Source organism: Mycolicibacterium aromaticivorans JS19b1 = JCM 16368, from assembly GCF_000559085.1.
Lineage (GTDB): Bacteria > Actinomycetota > Actinomycetes > Mycobacteriales > Mycobacteriaceae > Mycobacterium > Mycobacterium aromaticivorans.
This window is the reverse complement of sequence record NZ_JALN02000001.1, coordinates 3,312,350-3,332,862: the sequence shown is the minus strand read 5'-3', so window position 1 is coordinate 3,332,862 and position 20,513 is coordinate 3,312,350. Positions and strand designations below refer to the sequence as shown.

The following is a 20,513-nucleotide window of genomic DNA, read 5'->3' as shown; positions in this document are numbered from 1 at the left end:
TGTCGGTCTACCGCTTGATCTTCCTGCTCGACGACGATCCCGTCGGCGGCACCCGGGTGGTGGCACAGAGCTGGGCGGCCTTTCCCGGATTCATGGGCAGGATCTATCGCGCCCTGGTGATCGGATCCGGCGGACACCGCGTCGTCGTCCGTAACATGCTGAAACGTATTGCTCAACAAGCACTTTCGGCGCCAGCGCCGCAACGCTGAGCGCCAAGGCAGTCCGACCGGGCATTCTGCGCAGGAGTCAACCACGTAGACTGCACGAAGGACATAGCCGAAAACCTTTGGCTGACACCCCGACCGACCGGTAGATCCCGACACGCTGGCGCGCCCAACAGATCCACGACGCGCAGGCATGTCCTCAAGATCGGAGTGCCATGCTCGTCATCCTGATCGCGCACGCGATTGCCGCCGCCATGGCGCCGGCTCTCGTATGGCGATGGGGGCGGCTGGCCTTCTACCCGCTGGCCCTGGTGCCGGCGGGCTCGCTGGTGTGGGTGGGGCTGAACTGGCCCGACAGCGGACAATCGGCCCCATCGGTCAGTATCCCGTGGGCGCCCGAGCTGTCGATGAACATCACTCTGCGATTCGACACCCTGACCGCGATAATGAGCGTCCTCGTCCTGGGCATCGGGGCACTGGTGCTGTTCTACTGCGCGGAATACTTCCACCACCGCGACGGCCACACCGAGAACCGGTTGCCCAGCTTCGCCGCCGAACTCGTCGCATTCTCGGGAGCCATGTTCGGCCTGGTGGCCAGCGACAACATGCTGCTGCTCTACACGTTCTGGGAGCTGACCACCGTGTTGTCGTTCCTGCTCGTCGGGCACTACGCCGAGCGGGCCACCAGCCGCCGGGCAGCCATGCAGGCACTGCTGGTGACCACCGCGGGCGGGCTGGCCATGCTGGCCGGCATCGTGATCCTCGGCCACTCCGCCGGCACCTATCTGCTCTCCGAACTGGTGGTCACGGCTCCGCACGGCACCGCCGTCGCGGTGGGCGTCGTCCTGGTCCTCGTGGGCGCGTTGTCGAAGTCGGCGATCGTGCCGTTCCACTTCTGGCTGCCCGGCGCGATGGCCGCGCCGACTCCGGTCAGCGCGTATCTGCACGCCGCCGCGATGGTCAAAGCGGGCGTCTACCTGATCGCCCGGCTCGCGCCGGGGTTCGCCGACTCCCCGGGCTGGCGCCCCACGGTCATCACACTGGGCGTGCTGACCATGTTGCTGGCCGGCTGGCGCGCGGTTCGCGAGAACGATCTCAAACTGATCCTGGCGTTCGGCACGGTCAGCCAGCTCGGCTTCATCACGGTGATGGTGGGTGGCGGCGGTCAGGATCTGATGCTGGCCGGGCTGGCCATGCTGTGTGCGCACGCGCTGTTCAAGGCGACGCTGTTCATGGTCGTCGGCGTCATCGACCATTCGACGGGTACCCGCGACATCCGCAGGCTGGCATGGCTGGGCCACCGCATGCCGGGACTGTTCGTCATCGCGGCGGCAGCGACCGCCAGCATGGCCGCCATCCCACCATTCCTCGGGTTCGTCGCCAAAGAAGCCGACTTCGAGACCATCGCGCACAGCCAATCACTTGGCGCGTGGGCACCGGTCGTGCTCACCGGCGTGGTGACCGGGTCGGTGTTCACCACGATCTACAGTCTGCGATTCCTGTGGGGTGCGTTCGCGCGCAAGGGATCTCACGAACCCTCGACGCTGGTGGCCAATTTGCACCGCCCCAAGGCGGCCTTCATGGTGGCGCCCACGATCCTGGCCGCGGCCGGATTGTTCTTCGGTCTGGTGCCCAGCCGGCTGGACACCACCCTGGACGGCTATGCGGCCACCATGCCGGCCGCCGGTGCCGACGACGGCCACTACACGCTGGAACTGTGGCACGGCATCGGCCTGCCGCTGCTGCTGTCCGCACTGGTGCTGGCGATCGGCATCGGGGCGTTCGTCAGCCGCGAGCGTCTGCGCCTCGCCCAGCTGGGATCCTGGCTGCCGCTGGGCAACGCCGACCGGATCTACGACGCGGTGATCCGCGGCGCCGACGTCGCCTCGTTACGGCTGACGGCCATCACCCAACGCGGATCGATTCCGGTCACGCAGTCGGTGATCCTGTCGACGCTGGTGTTGTTCCCCGTCGTGGTGCTGGCGTTCGGCCCGCTCGACCGTCCCGAGTTCCGGCTGTGGGATTCCCTGGTCCAGCCGGTGGTGGGCCTGCTCATCCTGGCCGCCGCGGTGGCCGCCACCGTGATGCGCAACCGATTGGCGGCCGTCCTGCTGGTCGGCATCACCGGCTACGGCTGCGGTGCGATCTTCGCCTTCCACGGCGCCCCCGACCTGGCCTTGACGCAGTTCCTGGTGGAGACCCTGACGCTGGTCATCTTCGTTCTGGTGCTGCGGACACTGCCCGCCGAGGCCGAGGAGTCCCCGCGCTTCCGGCTCCCCCGGATCGCGCTGGCACTCGCCGTCGGCGCCACCGTCACCACCCTGGCCGCGTTCGCGATGGCCGCCCGCATCGGCACACCGATCGCCGCTCTGCTGCCCGACGCGGCCTACGACCGCGGGCACGGGGCCAACACCGTCAACGTGCTGCTGGTCGACATCCGCGCCTGGGACACCCTCGGGGAGATCTCGGTGCTGGTGGTCGCCGCCACCGGCGTCGCATCACTGGTGTTCCGCAACCGCCGGTTCGGCGCCGCGCCGCGGGTCTCCGATGCCGGCCAGCCCGACATCGGGGCGCTGCCGGCATTGGCCTACAGCCCGGCGGTCGGTGACACCACCTGGTTGCGCGGCAGCGAACTGCGCGACCCGCGCAACCGCTCGCTGGTGCTCGAGGTGGCGACCCGGCTGATATTCCCACTGATCATGGTGCTGTCGGTGTACTTCTTCTTCACCGGACACAACACTCCCGGCGGCGGGTTCGCCGGCGGGCTGACCGCGGGCCTGGCGCTGGTGCTGCGCTACCTGGCCGGCGGGCGCTACGAACTCGGCGAGACACTGCCGCTGGACGCCGGGAAGATCCTCGGGGCGGGGCTGGCACTGTCGGGCGGCACCGCCGTCGGCTCGATGCTGCTGGGTGCTCCCGCGTTGTCCTCGGCGGTCATCTCGCTGCACCTGCCGCTGCTGGGCTCCGTGAAGTTCGTGACCGCCCTGTTCTTCGACCTCGGCGTGTATCTGATCGTGCTGGGACTGGTGCTCGACGTGTTGCGCAGCCTCGGCGCGCGCATCGACGAGGAAATGGCCACCGCCGCCCGCCCCGCGCTGAGAGCGAAAGCGTCATGATCGTCTACCTGGTTCCGTTGATCATCATCGGTGGTCTCACCAGTTGCGGTGTCTACCTGTTGCTTTCGCGCAACCTGACCCGGATGCTGCTGGGTCTGCTGCTGGCAGGCAACGCAGTGAATCTGTTGATCCTCACCGTCGGTGGCGAAGCCGGGAACCCACCCATCCACGGCCGCACCAGCGGCGCCGAGACGACGACGGCCGACCCGCTGGCCCAGGGCATGATCCTGACCGCGATCGTCATCGCGATGGGGATCGCCGCGTTCGTGCTGGCGCTGACGTATCGCTCGTTCCGGTTGACCACCGAAGAGGACGTCGGCAACGATCCCGAGGACACCCGGGTGTCCAAGTTGTCCGAATCCGACGCGGCCTCGATCGACGAGGACGCGCCCCAGCCTGTGTCGGCGCGCGACACCGACGAGCCCGACGAACTCGATGCCCTGCCCGGTCACGAGGGGTCGCGATGAACACCACTGGCGTGCTGATGCCGCTGCCCGTGCTGATCCCGTTGGTGGCAGCGGCGTTCACGTTGATCGCCGGGCGCAGGCCGCGGCTGCAACGGTTGATCGCGCTGGCCGCGCTGAGCGGCGTGCTGGTGGTGTGCGTGGCGCTGCTCTACCTGACCGACCGCGACGGCACCCAGGCATTGCATGTCGGCGGCTGGGGTCCGACCGATGCGGGGCTCGGGCCGCTGGGCATCACACTTGTGGCCGACCGCCTGTCGGCGCTGATGCTGGTGGTGTCGGCGATCGTGCTGCTGGCCGTGGTGTTCTACGCCATCGGGCAGGGCATCCGGGACGGCGACGAGCGCCAACCGGTGTCGATCTTCCTACCCACCTACCTGGTGCTGTCGGCCGGCGTGTGCACGGCGTTCCTGGCCGGTGACCTGTTCAACCTGTACGTCGGTTTCGAGGTGCTGCTCTCGGCGAGCTTCGTGCTGCTGACCATCGGCGCGAGCAAGGAACGGGTCCGCGCCGGAATCTCCTACGTGATGGTGTCGATGGTGTCGTCGCTGATCTTCCTGATCGGATTGGCACTGATCTACGCGACGACCGGGACGCTGAACATGGCGGAGTTGTCGCTGCGGCTACAGGAGGTCACCACCGGCACCCGCAGCGCCATCTTCGCGGTGCTGCTGGTCGCGTTCGGCATCAAAGCGGCGGTGTTCCCGCTGTCGGCGTGGCTGCCGGACTCCTATCCGACCGCGCCGGCCCCGGTCACCGCGGTGTTCGCCGGGTTGCTCACCAAAGTCGGTGTGTACGCGATCATCCGGGCGCACTCGCTGCTGTTCCCCGCCGGCCGGCTGGACGATGTGCTGCTGGTCGCGGCGCTGCTGACCATGCTGGTCGGCATCCTCGGTGCGATCGCGCAGAGTGACATCAAACGACTGCTGTCGTTCACCCTCATCAGTCACATCGGCTACATGGTCTTCGGCATCGCGCTGTCCAGCCGGCTGGGCATGTCGGGGGCGATCTACTACGTCGCCCACCACATCATCGTGCAGACCACCCTGTTCCTGGTGGTCGGATTGATCGAGCGGCAGGCGGGAGCGTCGACCCTGCGCCGCCTCGGCGGACTGGCCGCCGCCAGCCCGCTGCTGGCATTCGTCTTCATGGTGCCGGCCCTGAATCTCGGTGGTATCCCGCCGTTTTCGGGCTTCATCGGTAAAGTCGCGCTGCTCGAGGCGGGTACCGCCAATGGTTCGGTACTGGCCTGGCTGCTGGTCGCCGGGTCGGTGGTGACCAGCTTGCTGACGTTGTATGTGGTGGCCCGAGTGTGGACCAAGGCGTTCTGGCGGGCGCGGGTCGACGCACCCGAAGGCGCCCTCGCCGACTCCGCGCCGTCGGTTCTGCTCGACGACTACTCCGATGACGTCGCGTTCGACGACCGGGGCGATGTCGGCCGGATGCCGGTCGGAATGCTGGTCCCCACAATGGCTTTGATCGCTGTCGGGCTGGTGTTGACGGTGGCGGCGGGGCCCATCATCGGTTACACCGATCGCGCGGCCGACGAGGTGCTCGACCGCGGCCAGTACATCACCGCGGTGCTGGGGAGCCACCGATGAGAATCTGGGCGCTTCGGGTCTGGACGCTGGTGTGGCTCACACTGGTGTGGTTGCTGCTGTGGGGCACCGTGTCGGTGGCCAACGTGCTCTCCGGGCTGGCGGTGGCGCTGCTGATAATCCTGTTGCTGCCGCTGCCGTCGGTTCCGGTGCAGGGCCGGTTGCATCCGTTGTCGCTGCTGCGGCTGGTGATTCATGTCGCGTGGTGGCTGATGCAGTCCTCGGTGCAGGTCGCCTGGCTGGCGATCCGGCCGGGCAAGCCACCGCTGTCGGCGGTGCTGCGCGGCCATCTGGCCCTGAAGTCCGATCTCGTGCTGGCCCTGGCGGTCAACATCATGAACCTGACGCCGGGGACGATCGTGCTCGAGATCGACCAGGCGCGACGGCTGGTGTACGTCCATGTGCTCGACGTGGGCTCGCCGCGCTCGGTGGAGCGGTTCTACCGGCAGCTGACCCAGCTGGAGCGGATGCTGATCGCGGCGTTCGAGCGGGACTCCGAATGGCGTCCTGCGGCGACCGAAGCCGAGGAGGAGATCCCGTCATGACGATCGTGTGGGTGCTCTCGGGCGTGATGCTGGTCGCGGCGGCCGCGGTCACGATGATTCGGCTCTTGATGGGGCCCAACACGCTGGATCGGCTGGTGGCGGTCGACACCCTGGTGGCGGTGACGATGTGCGGCATCGGCACGTGGGCGGCGTTCAGCCTGGACACCACCGTCACCTACAGCCTGGCCGCCCTCGCGCTGATCAGCTTCGTCGGCTCGGTCAGCGTGGCCCGGTTCCGGGTGCCTGACGTGGCGCGACGGGACGAGAGATGAACTCCCTCGATCTGCTGGCGGGCGTACTGGTACTGGCCGGATCAGCACTGGCCCTGACCGCGGCCATCGGTGTGCTGCGCTTTCCCGACACGCTGACCCGCATGCACGCCGCGACCAAACCGCAGGTGCTGGGACTGTTGCTGGTCCTCGCGGGCGCGACGATCCGGCTGCGCGGCAACGTCGATGTCGGCATGCTGGTGCTGACCGCCATGTTCACCATGATCACCGCGCCGGTGATCGCGCATCGAGTCGGGCAGCTCGCCTACCGTGAACAGCGCGTCAGCGACGGGCTGACGGTAGATGAGATGCGCGAGGACAATACCGAGGAAGCGAAGCCGGAGCCGTGAGCCGAACCGACGATGACACCTGGGACATCACCGAAGGGGTCGGCGCCACCGCGCTGAGCGTGGCCCGCGCACGGGCCACGGAGACCGGCGCCGAATGTCCGCTGTACCTCGACCCGTACGCCCACTTCTTCGTCGAGGCCGCCGTCGAGGCCGGGTGGCGTTCACCGTTTCTCGACGAAGACCCGGTGCGGGCGCAGGCCATGGCCGCCTACATCGCCTCGCGCACGAAGTTCTTCGACGACTTCTTCACCGCCGCAGGCGCCAACGGGCTGGATCAGGCGGTGATCCTGGCCGCCGGCCTCGACACCCGCGCCTGGCGGCTGCCGTGGATCAGCGGCACGACGGTCTACGAGATCGACCAGCCGAAGGTGCTCGAATTCAAGGAGCGGGTGCTGGCCGAGCATCAGGCAAAGCCAGCCGCGAGGTATGCCGCGGTCGCGGTCGACCTGCGCCACGACTGGCCGAAAGCCCTGCGCCAGAATGGTTTTGACCCGTCGATCCCGACGGCATGGTCGGCCGAGGGGCTGCTGCCGTACTTACCCGCCGCTGCGCAGGACGCGCTCTTCCAGCAGATCGACCAGCTCAGTGCCCCCGGCAGCAGGCTGTCGGTGGAGGCGTTCGGTGAGACGTTCTACTCCGCCGAACAGTTGGCTCGCCGCCAGGAGCGGATGGCGCAGGCCCGCCGGGACGCCGTCGCGGCCGGCGGTCCGGAGCTGCCCGACGTCACTCGGCTCTGGTACATGGAGGCGCGCACCGACGTCGAGAAGTGGCTGACCGAGCGCGGCTGGGAGGTCACCGCGACTTCGGCCGTCGACCTGATGGCGCACTACAAGCGCCCGGCGCCAGACGATCTTGAGGACCCGGTGCCCGACACCGTCCTGCTGGATGCGCACAAGCTCTGAGCCTGCGCTGGCGGCACCGATTCTGCGTTCAGCGCTACCGCGCGCCGTCGAATCACGCGCTCACCGCAGACTCGTCGCGGAGATGGAGCTACTCCCCGTTCTCGTCGGAGGCGATCTGGAATTCGACCATGGCAGAGACTGTTTCGATCGCGTCGGCCAGTACGTCGACGCGCTCGGCAAGTGTCGGCGCCGCCAGTACCGCATACCGGTCGGCCTGCCCCATCGGCACCCGCGAGGCGAGTACGTAGATGTGCCGGGACGGATCGTCGGCGACCTCGGGCTCGACCGCGAGCGCGTCGGGCCGCAACCGCGCGCCCCGCGCGCTGACGATCCGCTCGAACAATGCCAGCATCGCATCGACGATCTCGCCGATGCGTTCATGCGTCACCGGTGGGCCCGGCTCGTCGGGCCAGGGTTCGATGTCGGCGCGGGGATACGGGTCGTCGTCCAACCACTCGCGCACCCGGATTCGTTCACCGATGACGGTGCCGAGTTGGTATTGACCCATCCCATGGTCGGCGTATTCGGTGATCCGGGCCAGGGCGCCGACGTCGCCGCGGACATCGCCGCCGCCGACCTCCAGGCCGCGGGTGATCAGCACGACCCCGAATGCGGGATCGGTCATCTCCAGGCAGTCCCGCACCAGCTGGGAGTATCGCGGCTCGAAGATGCGCAGCGGCAATGGTTCTCCGGGCAGCAGCGCCGACTGCAGCGGGAACATCGGCTGGGCGGTCATGGCTACCGAATGCCCTGCCCCATGACCACATCCTTCACCGGCGCGGAGGGATCGACGAATCCGCACAGCGCGCTAGCCACGCCCGCCCACAGTTGCGGGTTCATCGAGACCAGCTGATTTCCGCTTTTCCCGATCGCCACGATCACTTCGCGCCGGGTGACGGTGTCCATGGTCAGGAACTCGCGGCAGGTCGTGGTGAGCAGATCGGCGGGCACCATGCCCTTGCCGGCCTCACCGGGGGTGGCCACCGGGGTGCCGGTGATCGCTTTGGCGCAACCGCCACCGGTCAGGACGACGGCCGTCGCCACCACCGCGAGTCCCAGTCGTCTCACCCTCATGGGCGCCTCCCTCGGGTCCATTGCACCACTCCTCCTCGGGCGTGCGGCCCGCATCGTCGTGACGCGGGCTAGATATCCAGCTCTCCGACCAACGAGTCAACCACCGCGCACAGATCGCCGCCGCTGTCCTCGGCCACCCGGTGCTGGCGCTGATAGGACGCCCCGCGCCGCGGGATGTCGGCGACCGCTGCCAATTCGTCTGCGCAGTGCAGTGATTCGGCCACCGGCTGCAGCCGGGTCAGCAGATCGTCGAGGTCCTCGGTGACCAGCCGTTCATTGCTGTCGGAGTCGAGGATGATGATGGCGTCCAGACCGTACCGGGCGGCCCGCCACTTGTTCTCCTGCACGTGCCACGGCGGCATCACCGGCAGCTGCTCACCGGCTTCCAGCCGGCGGTCCAGGTCGACCACCAGGCAGTGCGTCAGCGCCACCAGTGCCGCGAGCTCCCGCAGATTGGACACCCCGTCGAACACGCGCACCTCGATGGTGCCCAGATGCGGCGACGGCCTGATGTCCCAACGGACTTCGTTGATGTGGTCGATGATGCCGGTCTTCTTCTGGTCGTGCACGAACCGCTCGAACTGCCGCCAGGTCTGGAATTGGAACGGCAGGCCCGCGGTCGGCAGCTGCTGGAACATCATCGCCCGGTTACTGGCGTAACCGGTGTCATCGCCGGCCCAGAACGGCGAGGAGGCCGACAGCGCCAGCAGATGCGGATACTGGTTGAGCAGTGAGGAGATGATCGGCATCACCTTGTGCGCCGACGACACCCCGATATGGACGTGCACACCCCAGATGAGCATCTGCCGTCCCCACCACTGGGTCCGCTTGATCAGCTCGGCGTAGCGCGGCGCGTCGGTGAGTTTCTGCGTCGACCACGACGCGAACGGGTGGGTGCCCGCGCAGAACAGCTCCATGTCGCGTCCGTGCACGATCTCGCGTGCGCTGCGCAGCGTGCCCTTGAGGTCGACCATCGCCTCGTCGACGGTGTCACAGACACCGGTGACGACCTCGATGGTGTTGCGCAGCAACTCTTTATGGACGTGCGGGCTCTCACCGACATCGGCGATCACCTCGGCCGCCTCGTTGCTGAGGTCGCGGGTGGCCGCATCGATCAACGCGAACTCCCACTCGACGCCGAGCGTCGGCCGGGGCGATCCGGCGAAGTCGATGCGGCCGGGCTTCTCCGAAGGTGTTCTAGCCGGTGCCGACGACACCGCACGCCACCCGCTTGCCGGCGTCGCCGGTGGCCATCGTGGCTTCATCCGGGCCGGGCGCGCCGCCCTGGATCTGCTGGTAGCGCTCCGGCGGGATGTTGGCGAAGTTGTCGGCGTCGGCGTGGATGATGATCGCGGTCCCGTTGCCGCCCAGCAGATCCTGCTTGGTGAAGGCGTTGGTCGTGGTCACCAGCATTGCCGAGCCGTCCTCACGCACCTGCAGCGAGGCGAGGTCACCGCTGGCGGGATGCCCGCTGTGGCCGCCGGCCTGGAAGTGGCCACCCGCGGAAAGGAAGTCGCCGGGGGCGCCGCCGGTCGGGGCGACGGAGTTGGCCTCGCACTTGGCGAACGAGTGCAGGTGCAGGCCGTGGAAGCCCGGCGCCAGCTTGCCGGTTCCGGTGGTCTGCACAGTGACCGTCGCGAAGCCGTCCTGGAACTCGAAGGTCGCCGCGGCGACCTGGGTGCCATCGGCAGTCTTGATCTGGGCGGTCAGGGTGTCGGCGCTGGACGCGGACGCCTGCGGAGCCGCGTGGGTGTCCTCACCGTGGCTAGTGCCGTGGGTGCCTTCGCCCGCGGCGGCCGGCGCCGGGGATCCGGTCCACACGGGGGGCGTGGTTCCGGGCTGCGAGGCGATCGGTTCGTTCGGGCTGCACGCGCTCAACACGGCGACGGGAGCGACGAACAGGATGGCGGCGGCAGTTCTCAGCGGGCTGACGGTCGTGACCATGAGCCGAAGCCTATCCGGTCACCAAAACGATCACGCCCGGTGGCTGCTCGGCGATTTCCGGGATTCTCGGGGCCACCGGCGCGTTGAGCACTTTGGCCACCGCCTCCGCGGCGGCCTGCTCCCCGTCGGTGGTGCCGTAATACACCGTCGTCGCAGGCAGCTGCGGCACCTGCAGGTTGCTCGTCTCGGTGACATTCCAGCCGGCTTCGCGCAGCCGGTCACCGATCCGGCTGGCGGCGCCTTCGCCTTCACCGACGTTGAAAACCCGCACGTCGGCCTTGGGTGCCGGCGCGGCCGAGGTCTTGGAGGTCGTCGTGGTGACCGTCCGCACCGACGTGTCGTCGCTGCTGTTGTCATTGCCCGAGCCCATGGCCTGGAAGCCGACCAGCAGGAAGATCACCCCGAGGAACAGCAGCACCATCACCATGGCGCGCAGCGGCAGCCCGGCGGAATCAGGTACGCGGTCGTTCATCGCGCCCACTGTAACCAGCGGGTCCGCCATGGGAGAAAAATCAGGTGACCTCGAAGCCGAGTCGGCGCGCCGCACGCGCCTTCTGCCGGCTCGCCCGAAGCCGTCGCAGCCGCTTGACCAGCATCGGATCGGCGGCAAGCGCCTCGGGGCGGTCGACCAGGGCGTTGAGCACCTGGTAGTAGCGGGTAGCCGACATCGAGAAGAGTTCCTTGATGGCCTCTTCCTTGGCGCCGGCGTACTTCCACCATTGCCGCTCGAAGGCCAGGACGTCGTATTCGCGGCGAGTCAACCCATCGGGAAGGTCAGCGTCGTCATTGGACCGCTCGGCCCGTGCCATGGCGCCGTCCATTTCGATCTGTAGACCCTTTCGAAGACCTGCAAAAGACTTGCCTATGCTCGGCGCTCATTCAATCACGGTTGTCCCGGTTGGGACGGCAGCCAAGCCCGCGCGTCGGCTGACTTAAGCTTGCCGATCATGGCGGTTAGACCAATCGTGATCCTGGGTGATCCTGTTCTGCATACGCCGACGCAGCCCGTGCCGGTCGGTGACGACGGTTCGCTGCCCGCGGATCTGGCCGATCTGATCACGGACATGTACGACACGATGGACGCGGCCAACGGAGTCGGGCTGGCGGCCAACCAGATCGGCGTCGGCAAGCGACTGTTCGTCTACGACTGCGCCGACGAGCGCGGCAAGACCACACGGCGGCGGGGTGTGGTTATCAATCCCGTGTTGGAGACCTCGGAGGTTCCCGAGACCATGCCCGACCCGGACAACGACGACGAGGGCTGCCTGTCGGTGCCCGGCGAATCGTTTCCGTGTGGCCGCGCCAAGTGGGCACGGGTCACCGGCCTGGACGCGGACGGCAACGCGGTCACCCTGGAAGGCCACGACCTGTTCGCCCGCATGCTGCAGCACGAGACCGGCCACCTCGACGGGTTCCTCTACGTCGACAAGCTGATCGGCCGGCATGCGCGGGCGGCGAAGAAGACCGCGAAGAGGAACGGCTGGGGGGTGCCCGGTCTGGCGTGGACACCCGGTGAAGTGCCGGACCCGTTCGGTCACTGACCAATGGCCAGCCTGCCGCCGGTCGGCAGCCGGGTGAGCATCCGCTACCGCCTGCCCGCGGGCACCACACCCCCGATGTCCGACGTGATCGGTGAGCTTCTCGCGCAAGACCCGGTGATCATGGTGCGCACCAAGTCCGACGGAGTGGTGGAGGTTCGCCCGGCCGATGTGGTCGCGGTTCGGGAGCTCAGCGTGGTTCCCGTGCGCACCTCTGAGATCCGGAACCTCGAGCACGCGGCCGCGCTGGCCTGGCCGGGCACCGAGCGCAGCTGGCACGACGGCTGGCTGCTGCGGGCCGCGGGCGGGTACACCAGCCGAGCCAACTCGGCTGTGCCACTGGACTTCTCGTCGTCCCTGACCGGCCTGCCCGCGATCGTGGACTGGTACGCGCAACGCGACCTGGAGCCGTGGCTGGCGCTGCCGGAGCGGCTGCTGCCGATTCGCGCCGACGGCATCAAGCACACCCGGGTGATGGTCACCGACATCACCGCCACCGAACCGGACGAGGCGGTGACCTTCCTGCCAAGCCCGGATGCGGCCTGGCTGGCGTGCTATCAGCGCGACGTGCCGCCCGAGGTACTGACGGCGGTGGTCGACGGGGAGGTCGCCTTCGCCTCGACGGCCGGCGCCGCGGTCGGGCGGGGAGCGATCACCACCGCACCGGACGGCACCCGATGGCTGGGAATCTCGGCCGTGCACGTCGACGCCGGGCACCGCAGGCGCGGGCACGCCCGACGGCTGTGCCGGGCCCTGCTCGACTGGGGCGCGCAGCGCGACGCCGACCGGGCGTACGTGCAGGTGCTGAGCGACAACTCGGGCGCGATCACGCTGTATCACTCGCTGGGTTTTCGGCTGCACCACCACCACCGCTACGTCGATGCCCGGTCGTTGAGCCCCCGTACTCTGTAGGCCATGTCCGCCGACGTCTTGCGCCTGGCCACCTGGAACGTGAATTCGATTCGCGCGAGGGTGGACCGGGTCGTGGACTGGCTCGGCCGCGCCGACGTCGATGTGCTGGCCATGCAGGAAACCAAGTGCGCTGACGACCAGTTCCCCACCATGCCGTTCCTGGAAGCCGGCTACGAAGTGGTGCACTGCGGATTCAACCAGTGGAACGGCGTCGCGATCGCCTCGCGCGTCGGGTTCGACGACGTCCAGGTGGGCTTCGACGGCCAGCCCTCGTGGGGTAAGGACGACGACGCCAAGGCCGAGGCTCGTGCGCTGGCGGCCACCTGCGGCGGCGTCCGGGTGTGGAGCCTGTACGTGCCCAACGGCCGCACCCTGGCCGATCCGCACTATCAGTACAAACTGGAATGGCTTGCCGCTCTTCGCAATACAGCGGAGGCCTGGCTGCAGGACGATCCGCAGGCGCCGATCGCCCTGGTCGGTGACTGGAACATCGCGCCGACGGACGAGGACGTCTGGGACATCTCCGTGTTCCACGGCGCCACCCACGTGTCGGAACCGGAACGCAAGGCGTTCAACGACATCGTCGAGACCAAGTTCACCGATGTGGTGCGCCCGTTCACCCCCGGCCCCGGGGTCTACACCTACTGGGATTACACCCAGCTGGCGTTCCAGAAGCGTCGCGGCATGCGCATCGACTTCATCCTGGGATCACCGGCATTGGCCGAACGGGTGACACACGCCGAGATCGTCAAGGACGAACGCCGACCGGGCAAGAAGGGCGATCCCTCCCCCAGCGACCACGCGCCGGTGCTGGTCGACGTGAGCCGGTAGGCGCCCTCAGACCTTTGCGGGCTCGCTGACCTTCACCAGCATCTTGCCGATGTTGGCACCCGTGAACAGTCCGTTGAGCGCGTCGACGCAGGCTTCCAGACCGTGGAAGACGGTTTCGCGGTGCACCAGCTTGCCCTCGGATTCCCAGCGGCGCAGATCGGCGAACGCCTCATCGAAGCGGCCCCACATGTCCAGGGCGTTGAACCCCTGCATCGAGGCCGTTTTGGCCAGCAGGTTGACGTAGTTGGCCGGCCCGGGATGCTCACCGGTCAGGTAGCTGGAGATGACCCCGCACAGCACCACCCGCGCCCTGGGGGCCAGCCGACCCAGCACGGCGTTCAGGATCGGACCGCCGACGTTGTCGAAGTAGACGTCAACCCCCTTGGGGCAGTGCTGTTTCAGCGAGGCCGGGATGTCGTCGTTCTTGTAGTCGATGCAGGCGTCGAACCCGAAGTCCTCGACCACCGCCCGGCACTTGTCCGGGCCGCCGGCGATGCCGACCACCCGGGCACCGGCGATCTTGGCGATCTGGCCCGCCACCGAACCGGTGGCACCGGCCGCCGCCGACACCACGACCGTCTCGCCCTCCTTCGGCCGGCCGATATCGGTCATGCCGAAATAGGCGGTGGCGCCGGTCGGCCCGTACACGCTCATGATCGCCAGCTGATCCGTCTCACCCGGGATGGGCGTGCTGAACATGTCGTCGCGGATGATCGCGTAGTCCTGGAAGCCGGTCAGGGTGGTGACGATGTCGCCGACCGTGAACGCGTCGCAGCGTGATTCGACGACCTCCCCGATACCGGCGGCGCGGATGACCTCACCGAGTTGCACCGGCGGCAGGTAGCTCGGCTGATCGTCCAGCCAGGTGCGGACCGCAGCATCCAGGCCCACATACGTGGTGCGCAGTAGCGCCTCCCCCTCGGCGAGGTCGGGTGCGTGCGTGGTGACCAGCTCGGTATCGGTCGATTGCACCAGGCCCGAGGGGCGGCGGCGAAGGAGTATCTGGCGATTCGTCAGCGCGGGCACGGTCTCCGAAGCTACCGAAGACAGCGCCGATTCGGGGGCCAGTTGGGACAGTCGCGACGCGGCGGCATGACACGCCACCACCGCCCAGCAAACGGCGAAGACGTTCCATCATCGCGGCCAGGGTGATTTGATGGCAGTGCCACGGTCGGCCCGTGGTGTCCAAGGGGGAGGTCTCAGTGCGCCGCGCAACCGCAATGTTCTGTTATAAGCCTGCAGCTTTCACCGCAGCCGTCGCCCTGTCGATGTCGACGTTGTTCGCCGGAATCCCGGTGAGTTCGGCCGACCCGGACGACGGCGACGGTGGCAGCAGCTACGACGACGGTGGCGGATACGACGACGGCGGTTATGACGACAGCGGCGCCTACGACGAGGGCGGCGTGGGTTTCGACGACCCGGGCGACGTCGACGACGGCGGCATGGACGATGCGCCTGAGGTGGACGACCCGGCCGACGAGGACGCGCCGAACCCGCCGGGAGAGGACCAGCAGGAGCCCGAGCAGGCCCAGCAGCCTACGGGCGAGGAGCCTGGCGCCGAAGACGAGCACCCCGACGGCGAGCACCCGGACGGCGGACCCCAGGAGCCGTCTGCTCCGGAGACCCACAGCCCCGACGACGGGGCGAATCCCACGGCAGACCCGGACGACGAGCCCGAGGCCGAACCCAAGCCGGACACCGCCGAGGTCCCGCGCGACGACGGCACCACCGCGCGGCGGGGCAGGGTCGTCGGCCCGAAGACCACCACCAGGGGTGCCCGCGCCTACGCCAACAAGGTGAAGTCCGCGGTCCCCCGCCCGGCCCGATCCAGGGGTGGGCGGCTGAACAGTCCGGTCAAGAAATGGAACTCGCGCTGGACCTCATACGACCGGTACTACCGGCCCGTCTTCATCAACCCGTACCAGGCCCCGCTGCAGGTGGTGTACGAATCCGGCGGCACGCCAAGGACATTCACCGTCCCGCCGCTGCAAAGGGCTGTGATCGACACCCCAGGACCCGGGGTGTACAGCTTCACCGCGTCGACTGAAACCGGTTCTGCGGCGCCGACCAACATCTCGGTCGGCAGCTTCTCCGGCGGCGGCTTCAAGCCGGCGCCCGGGCAGGCGCCCCCGCAGAAGCCGGCACCGCTGAACATCATCAAGAACGCCCTTGTGCAAGTGACATTCGACCAGGGCACCTCCGCGCCGTTCCGGGTGCGCACGCTGACAGAGCTGGGTAAGGACCCCGCCGTCGGCGATGCCACGCGAGTTCTTCTCGACGGCGAGATTCCCGCCTGGGGGCAATGGTCGAAGGACGAACACGGCGAAGCGCTGTTCCAGATCTCCCGGACGCAGCTGCTGCCCGGCGTCGACCCGCCCGCTCAGGATCCGCTGCCCGGCTACGACATCAAACTCGTTGCCGGCCAACAGGCGCCCCAGGCACCGGCTCAGCGACACCAGAACCGCACGCTACTGATCGGCGGTGGGATCGCAGCGGTAGTGGTCCTCGCGGGCGTCGCGATCACCGTCGTGGTGGTCCGCCGGCGACGTTCCGGTGACCAGACCGCGAATGTGGACATCGCCGACAGCGGCGAGTGAGCCGTCGCCGCGATCCCGCGCGCCCCAAAGTACGGGCGGCCCAGAGTCCGGGCGACCCAACGGTCGGTCACTGTCCGTAGTATTTGGCGGATGGCGCAGATCGGCTGGACTCTCATTGCCGCTCTCGCGCCGGTGATGCTCGCATCGTGCGGCACCTCCACATCCGCCACACCGTCACCGACCTCGGTGGTCGCGTCGAGCGCCGCCGACTTGCCGTCAACGCTTCAGTCGAGCCCGGGACAGCCGTGCCACCTGGCGCCGGTGCGTGACCTCATCGAGTGGCACAGCTCCCGCCACCCCCCTAGCGCGGACGGTTCGACAGGGCCGGCAGCGTCAGCGGTCAGATTGGGCAACGTGAACCTCGTCGGTTGCAAGAGCGTGCTCGACGGGTGGGTGCAAGACCACTCGGTCAGCGAAGCCGAAACTGCAGCAGGGTTTCGCGACTGCTCTGAAATCGCCTGGGCTGATGACAATCCTGGTTACGACGTTCACGCCATACCAGCACCGCGCCTGAAAAAGGTTCTTTTGCAGGCCGGCAACGACTGCTGATCCGCGCTGGTCGCTCTCCCTGCTGCCCATCGGTATTCCGGCCCAAGCCATCGGCGGGTTTCCGGGAGATGAACATTCCATGATTCGTGTGGCGCCCACGGCTGACCGGAAGAACCATGGTCGAGATGGGGTCGTTTGTGTCGGTGTACGTCGATTGGGCAGCGACGGTGGAGCACGTCCGTGCGGCCGCCCGCCAACTTCCGTTGCCTGTGGGCGTGCAGGGCATCAACGTGGTGGAGGCCGGCGATACGTTCGGCTGCCGGATCGCCGTCGATCTCACAGGTGACTTCGACGAGCAGCGCGACGGTACCCGCATCGCCCGATCCTTCGCCGCCCAGCTCTCCGATGCGCTCGCGGTCCCGGCGTTCGCGCTTCGTGACCTCATCTTGGTCGGCCGTTCGGATTCGTGATCCGTAGCCGTTCTCGGCTGGTCACGGTCCGTTCGAGCGGGCGTGCTGGGCTCAGACGGTGAGCTCGGACCTCAGCATCCCGATCCCGAAAAGCACTGCGCATCAGGCGTTGACCTGTATCGACGCACTCATCGAGGAATATCGACGGCAGCGGCCGGCCGGCGGATCCAGGACGGTCGGCGATCTGCTCGAGTTCCGGGAGGCGATCGCGCAGAGCATGCGCGCCTCGCGGGACCGCACCGCCCGGATGGGCGCCTTCACCCTGTCCAGGATCTCCGAGCGCCTGACCGCATGCGCGCAAGCCGAGGTCGGGCCCGCCGAACTGCAGGCCGCAATGTGGCGCACCGCGGGACGGTTGCATCGCTGGGTCGCCGAGGGCACCGCCCCGCCACCGGCTACTCGGCCGTCGTCGTCGCGGGCGCCTGGTCTTCGGTGACCTCCGCGACGCCGTAGCGGCCCGGGTTGAACATCGAGGCGATCGCGCCGATCACCATCATCAGCGCGGCGGCACCGAACACCACCACCAAGCCGGAGTGGAACGGTTCGGTGATCAGATTCGGGAAGAACGTCTGCCCGGTCAGCACGTCGGCGTTGACGCCGGGCTGGTGCAACGCGTTGTAGGGCGCCAGGAGTTCGCCGATCGGGTTGTACCCCAGGAACGCCGCGAACAGGCTGCCGACAGGCGGCAGGTTGGCCACGTCGTGGGCGACCGAAGCCGAAATACCCTGGGCCTGGAGGCCTTGGCTCATCGCGGTGGGCAGGGTGTGGGCCAGCCCGACAATCATCAGCGAGAAGAAGATCCCGATGGACAGCGAATTGCCCGCGTTGAAGAACGTCGAGCGCACCCCCGAGGCGGCCCCGCGTTGCGAAGCGGGGACGCTCGACATGATCGCCGCGGTGTTTGGTGCGGTGAAGATGCCGCCACCGATGCCGTTGAGGAACACCAGAACCGCGAATACCCAGTAGTTGAAGTTCACCGGAATCAACAGCAAGGCAACGAAAGTGGCAGCCATCAAGAGCATGCCGCCGACGGTGAATGGCCGCGCGCCGAACCGGTCGGCGAGCGATCCGGCGATCGGTGCTGCAGCCAGGAAACCGAATGTCGCGGGCAACAGGTAGATACCCGCCCATAGCGGAGTCGATTCGAAGCTGTAGCCGTGCAACGGAAGCCAGATGCCTTGCAACCAGATGATCAACATGAACTGCAGGCCACCGCGGCCGACTGAGGACATCAGTCCGGCGAGGTTGCCCATGCCGAAGGCCGCCGACCGGAACAGCCGGATGTCGACCATCGGTTGTAACACGCGCAGCTCGATGAAACAGAACGCCACCAGCAGCGCCAAGCCGCCGATGATCGAGCCCAGCACCATCGGGCTCATCCAGCCGGTCGTCGAATCGCCGTAGGGCTGGATGCCGTAGGTGATGCCGATGAGCAGAACGGTCAGCCCGACACCGAATGTGATGGTGCCTGCCCAGTCGACGCGGCCGGGGTTACGCACGCCCAGTTCCTTCAGCGAGCGCACGCTCCAGAGAGTGCCGATCACGCCGATCGGCACGCCCACCCAGAAGATCGCTTGCCAGTGCACCTCGGACAGCACGCCGCCGATCAGCAGGCCCAGGAATGAGCCGGCAACGGCCGCCACCATGTTGACGCCCAGCGCCATGCCACGCTGGTTGGCCGGGAAGGCGTCGGTGAGGATGGCCGACGACGACGACATCAGCATCGCGCCGCCGACGCCCTGGACCACACGCCAGGCGATCAGCCAGATGGCGCCGCCGTCGAGGTGGAACGGGTCGAATGACAGTGCGATGGCCGCCAGGGTGAACACGACGAAGCCGATGTTGTAGATCCGCACCCGGCCGAACATGTCGCCGAGACGGCCGAACGGCACCACCAGTACGGCGGTCACCACGAGGTAGCCCATCAGCATCCACAGCAGGTAGCTGACGTTGCCGGGAGCGAGGGGGTTCAGGTCGATACCGCGGAAGATCGCGGGCAGGGAGATCAGGACGATCGACGCGTTGATCGAGGCCAGCAGGATGCCGAGCGTCGTATTGGACAGGACCACCCACTTGTAGTGCGGGTGGTCGTGGTCCATCCGGCGGCGGCGCCGGTCGGTCTCGGCCAGGGCCGGGTCAAGCTCGGTCGTCACGGGCGAATCTCGTTTCGTATGCAATCGTCCAGCACAAAGCAATGGGCGCCGTCCGGCGCAATAACGCATATGTTAGCTATACAAATCATTCAGAGCCAATCGTTGTCCCGCGTCGAATTTCACGTTTCGCAGCGAAAGATCGAGTGCATCGGTGCGAAAGGTGAAAATCGACGCAGGACCCGGTTAGCGCTTCCATCCGCGGGACAAGAGCAGCACCGCGGCGCGCCTGATGATCTCGTCCTGGCGGTCTTCCTTGATGACATGATCGACCGCCCAGCCAAGGCTTTCCACGATTGGGCGGAGCCGGACATCCTTGACGTACGCACGGCGGTCGGTGCGGTGCACATCGCCGTCGTATTCCGAGCCGACCCGGAATTCTTCCCAGCCCAGGTCGAGGATGCGGACCGCCTGCCAGCCGTCGCACACCGGCACCTGAGTGGTGGGACGTGGGAGGCCGGCGTCGAGGTACATCAACCGCAGTCGCGTCTCCTGCGGTGAGGCCGCACCGCCATCGACCAGCGGCAGTACACCGGTCAACTGTCGCAGGCCCCGCACACCGGGATACCGCTTGGCGAGGATGAGCACGTCCTCGGCGGAGAACACTTGGTTGCGCATGAGCGCATCCATCCTCGCGACGGCGTCACCGCGCCGTAGATGCCGGCCGAGATCGAAGGCCGCGCGGGCACGCACAACCACTGGGATGCCCGAGACTTGGGTGATCTCGTCAGGTGCGATCGACTCCTGACGGACAACGAGGCCTGGTTGCGGCCGCGCATGGCGTGGCGATATCAACTCGATGGGTGTCTGAGGGTCGACCCAACTCGCGCCATGCAGACCAGACGCCGCCACACCGGTGATCACGGCTTGGCGGCCGGTCACCAACCAGGCCGCCTTCGCCCGGTCCCACAACGTCACTGCTGAATCCTTTGGTACGTACACGCCGCGGAATAGCGGTTGGTACCAGCGGACCAGTTCACTCCTGGTGAGCCGGCCATCGGACAGCGCTTCACGGCCGACGAACACCTCCCGCTTGGCCATGAACGGGAGCCTCCCATCGGGCACCGACACCGCTGTCGAATTTCACCTTTCGCAGCGAA

Annotated in this window: 24 protein-coding genes; 15 read left to right on the top strand and 9 right to left on the bottom strand. The window is 67.6% G+C overall.

Features of this window, described 5'->3' with window-relative positions:
- Positions 1-14 precede the first annotated feature (14 nt).
- The 8 genes from Y900_RS33585 to Y900_RS15880 all read left to right on the top strand — a co-directional run bounded on the left by Y900_RS33585 (position 15) and on the right by Y900_RS15880 (position 7,408).
- Positions 15-209, top strand: a complete 195-nt coding sequence (locus Y900_RS33585; protein ID WP_337588776.1) for a hypothetical protein — start codon at positions 15-17, stop codon at positions 207-209.
- Positions 210-379: 170 nt separating this feature from the next.
- On the top strand, positions 380-3,280 hold the full coding sequence (locus tag Y900_RS15910) for a Na+/H+ antiporter subunit A (protein WP_036343110.1): 2,901 nt from the start codon (positions 380-382) through the stop codon (positions 3,278-3,280).
- The gene (locus Y900_RS15905; protein WP_036343109.1) at positions 3,277-3,747 is read left to right on the top strand and encodes a Na(+)/H(+) antiporter subunit C; all 471 of its coding nucleotides are present in this window, start codon (positions 3,277-3,279) and stop codon (positions 3,745-3,747) included. Before Y900_RS15910 ends, Y900_RS15905 begins: the two co-directional genes overlap by 4 nt.
- Positions 3,744-5,345, top strand: a complete 1,602-nt coding sequence (locus tag Y900_RS15900; RefSeq protein WP_036343108.1) for a Na+/H+ antiporter subunit D — start codon at positions 3,744-3,746, stop codon at positions 5,343-5,345. The genes Y900_RS15905 and Y900_RS15900 overlap by 4 nt, the downstream gene beginning before the upstream one ends.
- The gene (locus Y900_RS15895) at positions 5,342-5,887 is read left to right on the top strand and encodes a Na+/H+ antiporter subunit E (protein ID WP_036343107.1); all 546 of its coding nucleotides are present in this window, start codon (positions 5,342-5,344) and stop codon (positions 5,885-5,887) included. The genes Y900_RS15900 and Y900_RS15895 overlap by 4 nt, the downstream gene beginning before the upstream one ends.
- The gene (locus tag Y900_RS15890) at positions 5,884-6,159 is read left to right on the top strand and encodes a monovalent cation/H+ antiporter complex subunit F (protein ID WP_036343106.1); all 276 of its coding nucleotides are present in this window, start codon (positions 5,884-5,886) and stop codon (positions 6,157-6,159) included. Before Y900_RS15895 ends, Y900_RS15890 begins: the two co-directional genes overlap by 4 nt.
- On the top strand, positions 6,156-6,506 hold the full coding sequence (gene mnhG, locus Y900_RS15885) for a monovalent cation/H(+) antiporter subunit G (RefSeq protein ID WP_036343104.1): 351 nt from the start codon (positions 6,156-6,158) through the stop codon (positions 6,504-6,506). The genes Y900_RS15890 and mnhG overlap by 4 nt, the downstream gene beginning before the upstream one ends.
- Positions 6,503-7,408: an SAM-dependent methyltransferase gene (locus tag Y900_RS15880; protein ID WP_036343102.1), complete on the top strand. Its 906-nt coding sequence runs from the start codon at positions 6,503-6,505 to the stop codon at positions 7,406-7,408. The genes mnhG and Y900_RS15880 overlap by 4 nt, the downstream gene beginning before the upstream one ends.
- Before the next feature lie 88 nt (positions 7,409-7,496).
- On the opposite strand, the gene Y900_RS15875 is transcribed toward Y900_RS15880, so the two are convergent.
- From Y900_RS15875 to Y900_RS15850, 6 genes are all read right to left on the bottom strand, one after another.
- A complete protein-coding gene (locus tag Y900_RS15875) occupies positions 7,497-8,144 on the bottom strand; it encodes an LON peptidase substrate-binding domain-containing protein (protein WP_036343101.1) in 648 nt (215 codons plus the stop codon).
- A 2-nt stretch (positions 8,145-8,146) separates the two neighbouring features.
- Positions 8,147-8,482, bottom strand: coding sequence for a hypothetical protein (locus Y900_RS30300; protein WP_131536181.1), 336 nt, complete (start codon positions 8,480-8,482; stop codon positions 8,147-8,149).
- A gap of 68 nt (positions 8,483-8,550) precedes the next feature.
- Entirely contained in the window at positions 8,551-9,699 is a 1,149-nt protein-coding gene (locus Y900_RS15865; RefSeq protein ID WP_036343100.1) for a glutamate--cysteine ligase, read from the bottom strand.
- Complete coding sequence (gene sodC, locus Y900_RS15860; protein ID WP_036343099.1) at positions 9,680-10,426, bottom strand: superoxide dismutase[Cu-Zn]; 747 nt, start codon at positions 10,424-10,426, stop codon at positions 9,680-9,682. Before sodC ends, Y900_RS15865 begins: the two co-directional genes overlap by 20 nt.
- 10 nt (positions 10,427-10,436) lie before the next feature.
- Positions 10,437-10,898 (bottom strand): LytR C-terminal domain-containing protein, encoded by a 462-nt coding sequence (locus Y900_RS15855; RefSeq protein WP_036346942.1) that lies wholly within the window; start codon positions 10,896-10,898, stop codon positions 10,437-10,439.
- A 40-nt stretch (positions 10,899-10,938) separates the two neighbouring features.
- Entirely contained in the window at positions 10,939-11,247 is a 309-nt protein-coding gene (locus Y900_RS15850) for a nucleoid-associated protein NapA (protein WP_036343097.1), read from the bottom strand.
- A gap of 126 nt (positions 11,248-11,373) precedes the next feature.
- On the opposite strand from Y900_RS15850, the gene Y900_RS15845 reads away from it, so the two are divergent.
- The 3 genes from Y900_RS15845 to Y900_RS15835 are packed head-to-tail and all read left to right on the top strand — an operon-like array spanning position 11,374 to position 13,707.
- A complete protein-coding gene (locus tag Y900_RS15845; RefSeq protein ID WP_036343095.1) occupies positions 11,374-11,967 on the top strand; it encodes a peptide deformylase in 594 nt (197 codons plus the stop codon).
- 3 nt (positions 11,968-11,970) lie between these two features.
- Positions 11,971-12,876: an N-acetylglutamate synthase, CG3035 family gene (locus Y900_RS15840; RefSeq protein WP_036343094.1), complete on the top strand. Its 906-nt coding sequence runs from the start codon at positions 11,971-11,973 to the stop codon at positions 12,874-12,876.
- Positions 12,877-12,894: 18 nt separating this feature from the next.
- Positions 12,895-13,707: an exodeoxyribonuclease III gene (locus Y900_RS15835; protein ID WP_036346939.1), complete on the top strand. Its 813-nt coding sequence runs from the start codon at positions 12,895-12,897 to the stop codon at positions 13,705-13,707.
- Between the two features lie 6 nt (positions 13,708-13,713).
- On the opposite strand, the gene Y900_RS15830 is transcribed toward Y900_RS15835, so the two are convergent.
- Complete coding sequence (locus Y900_RS15830) at positions 13,714-14,733, bottom strand: NADP-dependent oxidoreductase (protein ID WP_036346936.1); 1,020 nt, start codon at positions 14,731-14,733, stop codon at positions 13,714-13,716.
- A 176-nt stretch (positions 14,734-14,909) separates the two neighbouring features.
- Between Y900_RS15830 and Y900_RS31730 the strand changes: the two genes are divergently transcribed.
- From Y900_RS31730 to Y900_RS15810, 4 genes are all read left to right on the top strand, one after another.
- Positions 14,910-16,304 (top strand): hypothetical protein, encoded by a 1,395-nt coding sequence (locus Y900_RS31730; RefSeq protein ID WP_131536179.1) that lies wholly within the window; start codon positions 14,910-14,912, stop codon positions 16,302-16,304.
- Positions 16,305-16,394: 90 nt separating this feature from the next.
- On the top strand, positions 16,395-16,853 hold the full coding sequence (locus Y900_RS15820) for a hypothetical protein (protein WP_036343093.1): 459 nt from the start codon (positions 16,395-16,397) through the stop codon (positions 16,851-16,853).
- 125 nt (positions 16,854-16,978) lie between these two features.
- Positions 16,979-17,263 (top strand): hypothetical protein, encoded by a 285-nt coding sequence (locus Y900_RS15815; protein WP_131536177.1) that lies wholly within the window; start codon positions 16,979-16,981, stop codon positions 17,261-17,263.
- Between the two features lie 58 nt (positions 17,264-17,321).
- Positions 17,322-17,699, top strand: coding sequence for a hypothetical protein (locus Y900_RS15810; protein WP_036343091.1), 378 nt, complete (start codon positions 17,322-17,324; stop codon positions 17,697-17,699).
- Here the strand turns inward: Y900_RS15810 and Y900_RS15805 are convergent.
- Positions 17,659-19,362, bottom strand: a complete 1,704-nt coding sequence (locus tag Y900_RS15805; protein WP_109751226.1) for an MFS transporter — start codon at positions 19,360-19,362, stop codon at positions 17,659-17,661. The genes Y900_RS15810 and Y900_RS15805 overlap by 41 nt on opposite strands.
- 237 nt (positions 19,363-19,599) lie before the next feature.
- A complete protein-coding gene (locus Y900_RS15800) occupies positions 19,600-20,454 on the bottom strand; it encodes a putative endonuclease domain-containing protein (RefSeq protein WP_036343089.1) in 855 nt (284 codons plus the stop codon).
- Positions 20,455-20,513: the final 59 nt, after the last annotated feature.